This window comes from Pseudomonas migulae, from assembly GCF_024169315.1.
Classification (GTDB): Bacteria; Pseudomonadota; Gammaproteobacteria; order Pseudomonadales; family Pseudomonadaceae; genus Aquipseudomonas; species Aquipseudomonas migulae_B.
The window spans coordinates 5166995-5180377 of the sequence record NZ_JALJWR010000001.1; the positions used below are offsets into that span (position 1 = coordinate 5166995).

Annotated in this window: 12 protein-coding genes; 9 read left to right on the forward strand and 3 right to left on the reverse strand. The window is 60.0% G+C overall.

Features of this window, described 5'->3' with window-relative positions:
- Positions 1 to 26: 26 nt before the first annotated feature.
- The 8 genes from J2Y86_RS23595 (at position 27) to J2Y86_RS23630 (ending at position 8241) form a co-directional block, all read left to right on the forward strand.
- Positions 27 to 1028 (forward strand): response regulator, encoded by a 1002-nt coding sequence (locus tag J2Y86_RS23595; protein ID WP_253437100.1) that lies wholly within the window; start codon positions 27 to 29, stop codon positions 1026 to 1028.
- Between the two features lie 287 nt (positions 1029 to 1315).
- Positions 1316 to 2411 (forward strand): peptide chain release factor 2 gene (gene prfB / locus J2Y86_RS23600; protein WP_139272976.1). Its coding sequence is split into 2 segments (ribosomal slippage): positions 1316 to 1387 and positions 1389 to 2411, totalling 1095 coding nucleotides; the frame shifts between segments, so codons are not numbered across the junction.
- A 102-nt stretch (positions 2412 to 2513) separates the two neighbouring features.
- Positions 2514 to 4016 (forward strand): lysine--tRNA ligase, encoded by a 1503-nt coding sequence (gene lysS / locus J2Y86_RS23605; protein WP_253437103.1) that lies wholly within the window; start codon positions 2514 to 2516, stop codon positions 4014 to 4016.
- Between the two features lie 102 nt (positions 4017 to 4118).
- The gene (locus tag J2Y86_RS23610) at positions 4119 to 4835 is read left to right on the forward strand and encodes a TetR/AcrR family transcriptional regulator (RefSeq protein WP_253437106.1); all 717 of its coding nucleotides are present in this window, start codon (positions 4119 to 4121) and stop codon (positions 4833 to 4835) included.
- Positions 4836 to 4984: 149 nt separating this feature from the next.
- Positions 4985 to 5539 carry a hypothetical protein gene (locus J2Y86_RS23615; protein WP_253437109.1) on the forward strand — a complete coding sequence of 185 codons (555 nt, stop codon included), beginning with the start codon at positions 4985 to 4987 and terminating at the stop codon, positions 5537 to 5539.
- A 35-nt stretch (positions 5540 to 5574) separates the two neighbouring features.
- The gene (locus tag J2Y86_RS23620) at positions 5575 to 6852 is read left to right on the forward strand and encodes a flavohemoglobin expression-modulating QEGLA motif protein (RefSeq protein WP_253437113.1); all 1278 of its coding nucleotides are present in this window, start codon (positions 5575 to 5577) and stop codon (positions 6850 to 6852) included.
- 148 nt (positions 6853 to 7000) lie between these two features.
- Positions 7001 to 7915 carry an alpha/beta hydrolase gene (locus J2Y86_RS23625; RefSeq protein WP_253437116.1) on the forward strand — a complete coding sequence of 305 codons (915 nt, stop codon included), beginning with the start codon at positions 7001 to 7003 and terminating at the stop codon, positions 7913 to 7915.
- Complete coding sequence (locus J2Y86_RS23630; RefSeq protein ID WP_253437119.1) at positions 7912 to 8241, forward strand: hypothetical protein; 330 nt, start codon at positions 7912 to 7914, stop codon at positions 8239 to 8241. Before J2Y86_RS23625 ends, J2Y86_RS23630 begins: the two co-directional genes overlap by 4 nt.
- 113 nt (positions 8242 to 8354) lie before the next feature.
- Here J2Y86_RS23630 and J2Y86_RS23635 read toward each other — a convergent pair whose 3' ends face one another.
- The 3 genes from J2Y86_RS23635 to J2Y86_RS23645 form a co-directional block, all read right to left on the reverse strand.
- Complete coding sequence (locus J2Y86_RS23635) at positions 8355 to 9146, reverse strand: OmpA family protein (protein WP_253437121.1); 792 nt, start codon at positions 9144 to 9146, stop codon at positions 8355 to 8357.
- 45 nt (positions 9147 to 9191) lie between these two features.
- Positions 9192 to 9605, reverse strand: coding sequence for a DUF4398 domain-containing protein (locus J2Y86_RS23640; RefSeq protein WP_253437124.1), 414 nt, complete (start codon positions 9603 to 9605; stop codon positions 9192 to 9194).
- Positions 9606 to 9980: 375 nt separating this feature from the next.
- Positions 9981 to 10325: a pilin assembly protein gene (locus tag J2Y86_RS23645; protein WP_084321934.1), complete on the reverse strand. Its 345-nt coding sequence runs from the start codon at positions 10323 to 10325 to the stop codon at positions 9981 to 9983.
- A 202-nt stretch (positions 10326 to 10527) separates the two neighbouring features.
- Between J2Y86_RS23645 and ppc the strand changes: the two genes are divergently transcribed.
- The gene (ppc, locus tag J2Y86_RS23650; protein WP_253437127.1) at positions 10528 to 13158 is read left to right on the forward strand and encodes a phosphoenolpyruvate carboxylase; all 2631 of its coding nucleotides are present in this window, start codon (positions 10528 to 10530) and stop codon (positions 13156 to 13158) included.
- Positions 13159 to 13383: the final 225 nt, after the last annotated feature.

Below are 13383 nucleotides of genomic sequence, written 5' to 3' on the forward strand. Positions count from 1 at the left end.
TCCAGGCAGTACTCAGGTGACCGCACATGAATGACTTACAGCTCGACGGCTTCAAAACCGACGAAAATGCCGCCATGGTGTTGTTGGTGGACGATCAGGCCATGATCGGCGAAGCGGTGCGCCGCGGGTTGTCGAATGAAGAAAACATCGACTTCCACTTCTGCGCCGACCCGCATCAGGCGATTGCGCAGGCCATCCGGATCAAGCCGACCGTGATCCTCCAGGATCTGGTCATGCCCGGCCTCGACGGCCTGAGCCTGGTGCGCGAGTACCGCAATCACCCGGCGACCAAGGACATTCCGATCATTGTGCTGTCGACCAAGGAAGACCCGCTGATCAAAAGCGCGGCCTTCGCGGCCGGGGCCAATGATTACCTGGTCAAGCTGCCGGACAACATCGAGCTGGTGGCGCGCATTCGCTATCACTCGCGCTCCTACATGACCCTGCTGCAGCGCGACGCGGCGTACCGCGCGTTGCGGGTCAGCCAGCAGCAATTGCTCGACACCAACCTGGTGCTGCAACGGCTGATGAACTCGGACGGCCTGACGGGGCTGTCGAACCGCCGTCACTTCGACGAATACCTGGAGCTGGAGTGGCGCCGTTCGTTGCGTGATCAGAGCCAACTGTCGTTGCTGATGATCGATGTGGACTACTTCAAGTCCTACAACGACAGCTTTGGCCACCTCGAAGGCGACGAAGCCCTGCGCAAGGTCGCTACAGCCATCCGTGACGCCAGCGCCCGGCCCTCGGACCTGCCGGCCCGTTATGGCGGTGAAGAGTTTGCGCTGGTCCTGCCAAACACCACGCCGGGCGGCGCACGCCTGGTGGCGGAAAAGCTGCGTCAGACCGTGGCCGCGCTGAAGATCCCGCACATTTTCCCGACCGAGGGATCAAGCCTGACCATCAGCATCGGCCTCTCGACCATGACCCCGCAACCGGGCGGCGATTGCCGACAATTGATCTCGGCGGCGGACAAGGGGCTGTACCTGGCGAAGAACAATGGGCGTAATCAGGTGGGTATCGAGTAACCCCCGACCAGGTTTGCGAATACAGATCCTCAGGTTGGCAAAAAAACCTGTGGCGAGGGGATTTACCCCGTTCGGCTGCGAAGCAGTCGCAAATCCTGACAGTTCAGTCTGTTTGGCCGGACACTGGGGTCGCTTCGCGACCCAACGGGGATAAATCCCCTCGCCACAGATTTACTCGGCGTTTGCTTTAATCATTCGCCGCTAAAGCCGCCAGGCGGGCTGCCGTGACAGTCTGATTACGTTATACTCGCCGGCTTTCAAAAGTTCGCCAACGAGTGCTGCCCGCCATGGAAATCAACCCGATCCTTAACAGTATCAAGGACCTGTCCGAGCGCTCCGAAACTATTCGGGGGTATCTTTGACTACGATCAAAAGCATGAGCGTCTGACTGAAGTCAATCGCGAGCTTGAAGATCCGTCTGTCTGGAACAACCCGTCGTACGCTCAGGAACTGGGCCGCGAGCGTTCGCTGCTGGCGCAGATCGTCGAAACCCTCGACGAAATGCACACCGGCCTGGCCGACGCCAAAGACCTGCTGCTGATGTCCGCAGAGGAAGAAGACCAGGCCGCCGTCGATGACGTCGCCGCCGAAGTCGAGCGCCTGCGCGAGTCCCTGGAAAAACTCGAATTCCGTCGCATGTTCAGCGGTGAAATGGACGCCAACAACGCCTACCTGGACATCCAGGCCGGCTCCGGCGGTACCGAGGCCCAGGACTGGGCCAACATCCTGCTGCGCATGTACCTGCGCTGGGCTGACAAACGCGGTTTCGACGCGACCATCATGGAACTGTCCGCCGGTGAAGTCGCCGGGATCAAGGGCGCTACCGTGCACATCAAGGGCGAATACGCCTTTGGCTGGCTGCGTACCGAAATCGGCGTGCACCGTCTGGTGCGCAAGAGCCCGTACGACTCCGGCAACCGCCGTCATACCTCGTTCTCGGCCGTGTTCGTGTCGCCGGAAATCGATGACAACATCGAAATCGACATCAACCCGTCGGACCTGCGCATCGACACCTACCGCTCCTCCGGTGCCGGTGGTCAGCACGTAAACACCACCGACTCGGCCGTACGTATCACCCACGTACCGACCAACACCGTGGTCAGCTGCCAGAACGAACGCTCCCAGCACGCCAACAAAGACACCGCGATGAAAATGTTGCGGGCGCGCTTGTACGAGCAGGAAGTGCAGAAACGCAACGCCGCCTCGCAAGCCCTGGAAGAGACCAAGTCGGATATCGGCTGGGGTCACCAGATTCGCTCCTACGTACTCGATGCGTCGCGAATCAAGGATTTGCGCACTAACATCGAACGCAGCGACTGCGACAAGGTGCTCGACGGCGACATCGACGAATACCTGGTGGCCAGCCTGAAACAAGGGCTTTAAGGCACGCGCTACAGGGGTGTCATGCCCCTGTAGGAGCGAGGCTTGCCCGCGAACCCCGGCGACAGCCGGGGGCAACGAACCTGTGATGGAATTTTTAAAGACATGAGCGACCTAGAACTCGACCCGCAAGCCCTGCAACAGGAAGAAAACTCCCTGATCGCCCTGCGCAAGGAAAAGCTGGCTGCCGAGCGCGCCAAGGGCAATGCCTTCCCGAACGACTTCCGCCGCGAAAACTACTGCAATGACCTGCAGAAACAGTACGCGGACAAGACCAAGGAAGAGCTGGCAGAGGCTGCAATCCCGGTCAAGGTTGCCGGTCGCATCATGCTCAACCGTGGTTCGTTCATGGTGATCCAGGACATGACCGGTCGCATCCAGGTCTACGTCAACCGCAAGACCCTGTCCGAAGACACCCTGGCTGCGGTGAAAACCTGGGACATGGGCGACATCATCGCCGCCGAAGGTACCCTGGCCCGTTCCGGCAAGGGCGACCTGTACGTTGAAATGACCAGCGTGCGCCTGCTGACCAAATCCTTGCGTCCGCTGCCGGACAAGCACCACGGCCTGACCGATACCGAACAGCGCTATCGCCAGCGTTACGTTGACCTGATCGTCAACGAAGAAGTGCGCCAGACTTTCCGCGTGCGTTCGCAAGTGATTGCGCACATCCGCAGCTTCCTGATGAAGCGTGACTTCCTCGAAGTCGAAACGCCGATGCTGCAAACCATCCCGGGTGGCGCGGCGGCCAAGCCGTTCGAAACGCACCACAACGCGCTGGACATGGAAATGTTCCTGCGTATCGCGCCTGAGCTGTACCTCAAGCGTCTGGTGGTTGGCGGCTTCGAGAAAGTGTTCGAGATCAACCGCAACTTCCGCAACGAAGGCGTTTCGACCCGTCACAACCCTGAATTCACCATGTTGGAGTTCTACCAGGCGTACGCCGACTACGAAGACAACATGGACCTGACCGAAGAACTGTTCCGCGAGCTGGCGCAGCTGGTTCTGGGCAGCACCGACGTGCCTTACGGCGACAAGGTGTTCCACTTCGGCGAACCGTTCGTGCGCCTGTCGGTGTTCGACTCGATCCTCAAGTACAACCCTGAGCTGACGGCCGATGATCTGAATGACATCGACAAGGCGCGCGCCATCGCCAAGAAGGCCGGCGCCAAGGTGCTGGGCTTCGAAGGTCTGGGCAAGTTGCAGGTGATGATTTTCGAAGAGCTGGTCGAGCACAAGCTGGAGCAGCCGCACTTCATCACTCAATACCCGTTTGAAGTGTCGCCGCTGGCCCGTCGTAACGACGACAACCCGAACGTCACCGACCGTTTCGAGCTGTTCATCGGCGGCCGTGAAATCGCCAACGCCTACTCCGAGTTGAACGACGCGGAAGACCAGGCCGAGCGTTTCATGGCGCAGGTGGCCGACAAGGACGCCGGCGACGACGAAGCCATGCACTACGACGCCGACTTCGTTCGCGCGCTGGAGTACGGCATGCCGCCAACGGCGGGTGAAGGGATCGGCATCGACCGCCTGGTGATGTTGCTGACCAACTCACCGTCGATCCGCGATGTGATCCTGTTCCCGCACATGCGGCCGCAAGCGTAAGTGTTTCAACTAAAAAGCCGCCTGAAATGGGCGGCTTTTTATTGCCTGTCTGGTACAAACGTATCAATTGGTTACTTTTGAAGTAAGAGAGGAATACCTGCCGTGAATCGCGCAATGGCTCTAGAAGGTGCAGCGGGTGTCGCCACTGCGGTCGCTGAAAGTGTTCAGTACCAGGGCCGCAAGGCCAGCCGACAGGGCAGCGAGCAGCGTCGACAGGACATTCTCGATGCCGCCATGCGCATTGTCGTGCGCGAGGGCGTGCGGGCGGTGCGTCATCGTGCGGTCGCCGCCGAAGCCGGTGTGCCATTGTCGGCCACCACCTACTATTTCAAGGACATCGATGACCTGCTCACCGATACCTTCGCCCAATACGTGGAGCGCAGCGCGGCGTTCATGGCCAAATTGTGGGTGAACAATGAAGGCTTGCTGCGCGAGATGGTCGTCAGCGGCGACGGCAGTGCCGAGTCGCGCTCGCAACTGGCGGACGATATTGCGCGGTTGATGGCGGACTATGTTCATCGGCAACTGATCAACCGCCGCGAACACCTGATGGCCGAGCAAGCGTTCCGTCAGGAAGCGTTGCTCAACCCCCGCCTGGCCGAGTTGGTGCGCTCGCATCAACAGATTCTCCTGCAAGGCACATGTCAGCTTTTTCAGGTTTTGGGTTCCCGTGAACCCCAACAAGATGCCAAAGTGTTGACGGCGATTATCGGACGGATGGAATATCAGGGCCTGCTCAACGAAGCCGAGCCTGCCGCCGAAGCCGAAATGCTCGGCATCCTGACGCGGTACATGCATTTGGTATTGGCGTCGGTGTAGCCCCGTATCCCCTGTAGGAGCGAGGCTTGCCCGCGAAGGCGGTTTAACATTCAACAGTTATGTTGACTGACACAACGCCTTCGCAGGCAAGCCTCGCTCCTACAGGAGGTAGTGACCATTCGGGGACTTGTGTTCATAGGGAGTGTTGAATGAAAGCCTGGCGCGTCGTTGTGATCGCCTTGTCGTTCCTGCTGCTTAGTGGCTGCCTGGTGACCTTCAAGGAGCCACTGCCCACGAGCGACCCCGCGCCCAAGGGATTGCTCGGCAAATGGACCAGCACCAACGCCTGGGGCGAGCCGATGAACCTGGAGCTGACGCGCATCGGCGACAATCGCTATCAGGCGGTCAGCTACTTCAAGGCCAAACCCAAGGAACGCGAAGCCTATCCCTTTACCGTCTCACGCCATGGCAGTCGCTGGTACCTGTCGGCGAAGGTGCCGGCGCAATTCGGCGGGCATTTCACCATTGCCGGTTTCGAACTCACCGACAAGCATGAACTGGTGGTCTACAACCTCGACCTCGAGCAGATCAACCAGGCCCTGGGGCAGAAAGTCCTCAGCGGCGAGGGTTTTCAGACTGACGATGGCGACGGCGTGCTGATCAACACCCACATGGACCAAGTCTTCGCTTACCTCGACGATCCGGCCAATTCCGATGTCTTCGTCGAGGCCGTGCGCTATCAGCGCCTGGCCAAAGCCAAATAACCCAGCACATAACGGTTTTTCTACAGGAGTTTCGGGTGGACGATTACCAGCAGTCGATACGCATTTTGTCCGATCGCATTGTGCTGGCGCAGACGCCGATACGCGTCCTGGATGCGGTGAAGTGGGATGACAGCATCCGCAAGGGGTTCCTCAAGGGCAAGGGCAAGGAAATGCCGGCGGTGGACCGCGATTACTACCTCAATCGGCCGCTGTCGTTCGATTCCAGCAAAGTGAAGCTGGAGTTCCAGAACATCGAGCGTGACATCACCCGTCAGCTCGGCCAGTTCAACCCGGTCGGCCAGATCATGCGCCGCATGTGCAAGGAATACCGGATGGTGGTGCGCATGCTCGAAGCGCGTGGCACCGAGGATTTCGGGCTGATTTCCCAAGAGTTGTACGGCGCGGCGTCCGATGCGTTTCACGCGGGTGACCCGACCCTGTCCGACCTGGGCCTGATGCTCTCCGATTACCTGAACAACATCGATGGCCGTGGCGACCTGAAGGACGAACCGAAAACCCTTACCGCCAAGGACGCAGTGAATCTACTGCAAACCCGGTTGAGCAAGGTGTTTGGCGAGGCCGAGGAAACCATCCGGGTGTTCGAGTCTGACGGGATCGTTGCCGATGCCGCGGCGGGCGCCGACTACATCAAGATCCGCACCGACGCGATGTTCAACGAGCGTGACGTGCGCGCCCTTGAAGTCCATGAAGGGCTGGTGCATGTCGGCACCACGCTCAACGGTCTGAACCAGCCGATCTGCACCTTCCTGTCCAAAGGTCCACCCTCGTCGACGGTGACCCAGGAAGGCCTGGCGATCCTGATGGAAATCATCACCTTCGCCTCCTACCCGAGCCGCCTGCGCAAACTGACCAACCGCACCCGCGCCATTCACATGGTGGAGGAGGGCGCGGACTTCCTGCAGATCTTCGAGTTCTTCCGCGAACAGGGCTTTGAAATGGCGGAAAGCTACGGCAACGCCAGTCGGGTTTTCCGCGGTTCGGTGCCGAATGGTCTGCCATTTACCAAAGACTTGTCCTACCTCAAGGGCTTTATCATGGTTTACAACTACATTCAGTTGGCCGTGCGCAAAGGCAAGCTTGAGCAAGTGCCGCTGCTGTTTTGCGGCAAGACCACATTGGAAGACATGCGCACTTTGCGCCAATTGGTCGATGAGGGGTTGGTGGTGCCACCGAAGTATTTACCGGAACAGTTCCGCGACATGAATGCGCTGTCGGCGTGGATGTGCTTCTCCAACTTCCTGAACCACCTGAGCCTTGACCGGATCGAAGCGGATTACTCCAACATCCTCTAACGATAACGCGGTCAAAATGTGGGAGCGGGCTTGCTCGCGAAAGCGGTTTAACATCAAACATCTTTGTTGTCTGACACACAGCTTTCGCGAGCAAGCCCGCTCCCACATTTGACCTGTGTTCCAACCTTATTTCGCGAGGTTTCAACGGATGAGAATCCTCGGCATCCTCTGCCTTCTCCTGACCCTCGGCGGTTGCAGCTCTCTGCTGTTCTACCCCGAGCCCGGCCAGTTGTTCACCCCGGAAAAAGCCAAGCTCGAATACCGCGACATAACCCTCACCACCGCCGACGGCCTCAAGCTGCACGGCTGGTGGCTGCCGGCGAAAAAAGGTGTCGAGGTCAAAGGCACGGTGCTGCACCTGCACGGCAACGGCGGCAATCTACCCATGCACCTGGGCGGTAGCTGGTGGTTGCCGGAAGAGGGTTATCAGGTACTGCTGATCGATTATCGCGGCTACGGTTTGTCCGAAGGCGAACCGAGTTTGCCGGCGATCTATCAGGACATCGACGCCGCGTTCAAGTGGCTCGACGAGGCGCCGGAGGTCAAAGGCAAACCGCTGATCCTGCTCGGCCAAAGCCTCGGCGGCTCCATGGCTGTGCACTACCTGGTGCAACACCCCGAACGCCAGAAACAACTCAAGGCCTTTGTCCTCGACGGCGTGCCTGCCAGTTATCGCAGCATCGGCCAGTTCGCCCTCAGCCACTCCTGGCTGACCTGGGCGTTCCAGGTGCCGTTGTCGTGGCTGGTGCCGGACGGCGACAGCGCGATCCACTCCATGGAGCAGCTCAACGGCGTGCCGAAACTGATCTACCACAGCATCGACGATCCGATCGTTCCCCTTTCCAACGGCATCCGTCTGTATCAAGCTGCGCCGCCCCCGCGGGTGCTGCAACTGACCCGTGGCGGTCATGTGCAGACGTTCGCCGACCCGGTCTGGCGCAAAGTGATGTTGCGTTATCTCGATGACCCGCAGCATTTCAACGGCCTGCGCCGACTGGGTGAAATCCCCAATTACCCGGCACCCCCGAATTCAGAAGATGAACCACCAGAGAGCCCGCAATGAGTGAAGAACGTAACGCCATCCCGCTGATCATCACCGGTATCTGCAGCATCCTCGGCACCGTCGCTGCCTTGTGGTGGTACGGCTACCTGCACTTCGCCAAGCCCGAGGATGCGTTGCTGCTCAACGAGTTCACCATGCTCAAGACCGTGCCGGGTGAAGACTACAAAGTGTCGTTGGAGCCTGCGGCGCAGGTGGCGCAGTGCATCGATGGCGTGCTGGTGCTGTTCGATACCGAACAGAAAGGCCTGAGCGGCGTGCTGATCAACGACCGGAAAAAAGCGGTGCGTTGCATGGGTGAGGAAACGCCGCAGAAGCTGGAGCAGTAACCCGATCTTGCGTTCACCACAGAGGCTCGCTCCCACAGAGGTTAAGTGATCGCCAGATTTAAAAAGCCCCGCCTGATCAACTCAGGCGGGGCTTTTGTGTTACGGCGTGAAGCCTAGTTCGAGCTGATCGCCGAACGCGGGATCACCGGCTGGTTATCATTGGAAATGGTTACTTCCACCCGACGGTTCATCGCCCGGCCCGAGACGCTGGAGTTTTCCGCGACCGGGTATTCCTTGCCATACCCCTGAGCAACGATGCGCGCCGGATCAACGCCCATCTTCACCAGCGCCGTGCGCACGGAACCGGCGCGACGCTCGGACAGCGACTGGTTGTGCGACGCTGTACCGGTGCTGTCGGTATAGCCTTCGACGATCACTTTGCGATCCGGGTTTTCCTGAAGGAACTGCGCCAGTTTGTTGATGTTCACCAGACCGCTGGATTTCAGGTCGGCACGGTCAGTGGCAAACAGCACATCGCCGAAGGTCACCAGCGTCCCGCGATCGGTCTGCTTGGCGTTCAGGCTGTCCTGCAACTGCTTGATCTGCGCATCGCGAGCATCCAGGCGAGCCTGGGCGCGTTGTGCGGACGCGTTCTTCAGGTTGGCTTCAGCGGTGCGCAGGGCGATGGTTTGTTTCGCCACTTCAACCCGCTGATTGGTCAGGTAGGCCAGTTGGTCGACCGTATGCTCGTCCTGCTTGTCCAGATAAGCCTTGTCGGCCTTGTCCAGGTAATCGCTGGCGTCCTTGGTTTCAAGCGCTGCGACTTTGCTCGCCTGCGGGTTGGCTTGCAGGCCGCTGTAGTTGGTGCGGGCCTGTTCCAGGTTCGCGTTGGGCGGCGTCGAGCAAGCAGCCAGTGCAACACTTGCGGCCAGCAGGGCAGGGATCATCAATTGTTTGCGATTCATGGTTTCGTCCTTTTAAGTCGAGAAAGAAGTACGTCGTGGCGGCGCTTATTGCACGGTGCGCTGGCTTTCCTGACGCAGTTCCTGAACCCCTTTCTGAGAGTCCTTTACCGCTTGTTCGGCTTTGATCGCCTGGGCTTTGCGTTCGGCGACGCGAGCGTCCCACTCGGCCTGTTCCGCGAGCATTCTGGCTTCGTCATACTTTTTGTCGTGCATGGCGATTTCGGCTTGTTTGAGCTTGTCCTGGGCGGACTTCATCTCAACCGCTGCGAACTCGGTGCCGCCGGCGCTGACGGCGCTGTTCACGGCTGATTGGGTCACAGCGTATTGCTCGGTCGGCGGGTTACCGGCGCAACCGGCCAGAACGAAGCTGGTGCCGATTGCCAAAGCAGCCATTTTCAGACCGCGCAGGTGATTGAACGAGGACTTGGCAGTGCTGATTTTCATGGTCTTCAACTCCATTGGAAAAACTCCTGAACAACTAAAAATCCATCCTGGGCAAGGAGCCGCAACCATCAAATTTCGAAGCGTTTTGAAACGGCCGTCCCAGGCGTGGTTACTGGTTACGACCCAAGGCTTTTTTTAAAAGTTCAGAGAAGATGGCCTATCGCCGGAAAAAACATTGACCGAATGGACAAGGCTCTAAATCGGGAACTTTGGCAATGTGAGACGGTATTCCCGGGCTTTTCAAGGTGCGGAAATACGCAATTGCTGAAGGGTTATGCGACCTGATGTGGGAGCGGGCTTGCTCGGGAAGGCGGTGTGTCAGTCAACAGCTCTGTTGGCTGACACACCGCCTTCCCGAGCAAGCCCGCTCCCACAGGTCCAGAGGTGAATTCAGTGCTTCTGCTTGTCTTCGCTGGATGACAAATCATGCAAATGACGACGGGACAACGCGAGAAAACGCGGAGTCGGTCCAATGTCTTCGTACAGCGGATCGCCTTCTTCATCGGTGGCCACGATGGTCGAGCCTTTCACATACGGAAAGCTCTTTTCCAGCTCTTCCAGCGCAGCGCCGATCAGTTCGCCGAGCAGTTCTTCGGGGTGCCGCTTGGGGTACATCTCGATGATCGCCGCCAGTCGTGCGGCGGCCTCCACATCCAGATGGATCGCGTAGCCGGTGTCGGTCAGGCGACCCTTGGCGTTTTCTTCCCAGTGATGGGCAAGCTCGCGGATTTTCATAAAAACCTCATTGCGCGCCTGCTCGTGGCAGGCAGGATAAGTCTCCGGTCATGGCCGGCGAAAGCCGTTGTACGGCTTACTCTTCAGACTAGCTTGCGGGCTCAAGGTTTAAAGTCCCTTCGTCGTCTGCTTGTAAGAAACGCTTCACGGCGGCACTCTTGAACCCACGAAGCAAACCGGATTTTTCGCTGGAGAACGGCTGATGACCGATATTGATGCACGCTTGCGCGAGGACGTTCACCTGTTGGGTGAGCTGTTGGGCAATACCATTCGTGAGCAGTACGGGGACGGGTTTCTCGACAAGATCGAGCAGATCCGAAAGGGCGCCAAGGCTGACCGTCGCGGTTCGATGGACGCCGAGCTGAGCGCCAGCCTCAACCAGTTGAGCGAAAACGAATTGCTGCCGGTGGCGCGGGCGTTCAACCAGTTTCTCAACCTCGCCAACATCGCCGAGCAATATCAGCTGATTCACCGCCGCGAAGAATCGCAGCCCGCGCCGTTCGAGGCGCGTGTGCTGCCCGAATTGCTCGCGCGCCTGCTTGCCGAAGGCCATGGTGCCGAATCACTGGCGCGGCAGTTGGGGCGACTGGAAATCGAGCTGGTGTTGACCGCTCACCCGACCGAAGTGGCGCGTCGCACGCTGATCCAGAAATACGATGCCATCGCCGCGCAACTCGCCGCTCAGGACCATCGCGACCTGACCAGCGCCGAGCGCGAGCAGATTCACGTGAAGCTCCAGCGCCTGATCGCCGAAGCCTGGCATACCGAAGAAATCCGCCGCACCCGCCCGACGCCCGTGGATGAGGCCAAATGGGGTTTCGCGGTGATCGAACATTCGCTGTGGCAAGCGATCCCGAACTATTTGCGCAAGGCCGATAAAGCCCTGCATGACGCCACCGGCCTGCATTTGCCGCTGGAGGCTGCGCCGATTCGCTTTGCTTCGTGGATGGGCGGCGACCGCGACGGCAACCCCAACGTGACGGCTGCCGTGACCCGTGAGGTGTTGCTGTTGGCGCGCTGGATGGCTGCTGATTTGTACGTGCGCGATGTCGATCACCTCGCGGCCGAACTGTCGATGCAACAGGCCAGCGACGCGCTGAAAGCCAAGGCCGGCGATAGCGCCGAACCCTATCGTGCCGTCCTTAAACAATTGCGTGAACGCCTGCGCGCCACCCGTAACTGGGCACATGCGGCCTTGACGACCGCGACGCCGGCGCCCGCCGATGTGTTGCAAAACAATCGCGACCTGCTCGATCCGCTGGAGCTCTGTTACCAGTCTCTGCACGAGTGCGGGATGGGCGTGATTGCCGATGGGCCGCTGCTTGATTGCCTGCGTCGGGCCGTGACGTTCGGCCTGTTCCTGGTGCGTCTCGATGTGCGTCAGGATTCGTCGCGACACTCGGCGGCGATGACTGAAATCACCGATTACCTCGGCCTCGGTCGCTACGAAGACTGGAGCGAAGAGGAGCGCATCGCCTTCCTGATGCGCGAGCTGAACAACCGTCGTCCGTTGCTGCCGGCGTACTTCAAACCCTCCGCCGACACCGCTGAAGTGCTGGCGACGTGCCGGGAAATCGCAGCCGCGCCGGGTGCCTCGCTCGGTTCGTACGTGATCTCCATGGCCGGCGCCGCCTCCGATGTGCTCGCCGTGCAACTGCTGCTCAAAGAGTCTGGCGTGTTGCGACCGATGCGCGTGGTGCCGCTGTTCGAAACCCTCGCCGACCTCGATAACGCTGGCCCGGTGATCGAAAAACTGTTGCTGCTGCCGGGTTATCGCGCGCGCCTGCAAGGGCCGCAGGAAGTGATGATCGGTTATTCCGACTCGGCCAAGGACGCCGGCACCACCGCGGCGGCCTGGGCGCAGTACCGGGCGCAGGAGCGTCTGGTGGATATTTGCCGCGAGCAGCAAGTGGAGTTGCTGTTGTTCCACGGTCGCGGAGGCACCGTGGGCCGTGGCGGCGGCCCGGCGCACGCGGCGATCCTGTCGCAGCCGCCGGGTTCGGTGGCGGGGCGGTTCCGCACCACCGAACAAGGCGAAATGATTCGTTTCAAATTCGGACTACCGGACATCGCCGAGCAAAACCTCAATCTATACCTCGCCGCCGTGCTGGAGGCGACTTTGCTGCCGCCACCACCACCGGAACCCGCCTGGCGCCACTTGATGGACGAATTGGCGGCAGACGGTGTCAGCGCTTACCGCGCCGTGGTGCGGGAAAATCCGCAATTCGTCGAGTATTTCCGTCAGTCCACGCCGGAGCAGGAGCTGGGACGCCTGCCACTGGGCAGTCGCCCGGCCAAACGCCGTGCCGGCGGAATCGAAAGCCTGCGGGCGATCCCGTGGATCTTCGGTTGGACCCAGACGCGGCTGATGCTGCCGGCCTGGCTCGGCTGGGAAGCGGCGCTGAGCAAGGCGCTGGAGCGTGGCGAAGGTGAACTGCTGGGGCAGATGCGCGAGCAGTGGCCGTTCTTCCGCACGCGCATCGATATGCTGGAAATGGTCCTGGCCAAGGCCGACGCCGACATCGCCCGCTCCTATGATGAGCGGTTGGTCGAGCCGGATCTGCTGCCGTTGGGTGCGCATTTACGCGACCTATTGTCGCAGGCTTGTGCGGTTGTCCTGGGGTTGACCGGTCAGTCTCAGCTACTGGCACATAGCCCAGACACCCTCGAATTCATTCGCTTGCGCAACACCTACCTCGACCCGCTTCATCTATTGCAGGCCGAGTTGCTGGCGCGTTCGCGACAGCAGGAAGTGGCGCAGGGCAGCCCGGTAGAACAGGCGTTGCTGGTGTCTGTGGCGGGGATTGCCGCCGGTTTGCGAAATACCGGCTAAGGTTTTTGTCGTGGGTCCGGGCACTCGGCGCGAGCGTGGAGTGCCGGTTTGCGCAGGGCCGGAAAGTGCTGCCAGGCGACAGTTAATGATGGGGTTGCGACTTGGGGTACCCCGTCGCAGGGTCACGCAAGGCGCGGGTTTCTCCGACTTTCGGCGGCTTGTGTGGTCCGGGCCTGCTGTGTATCTTGATCAGCCTTTGGCCGTTTGGGCGGTCACGACCCTGTT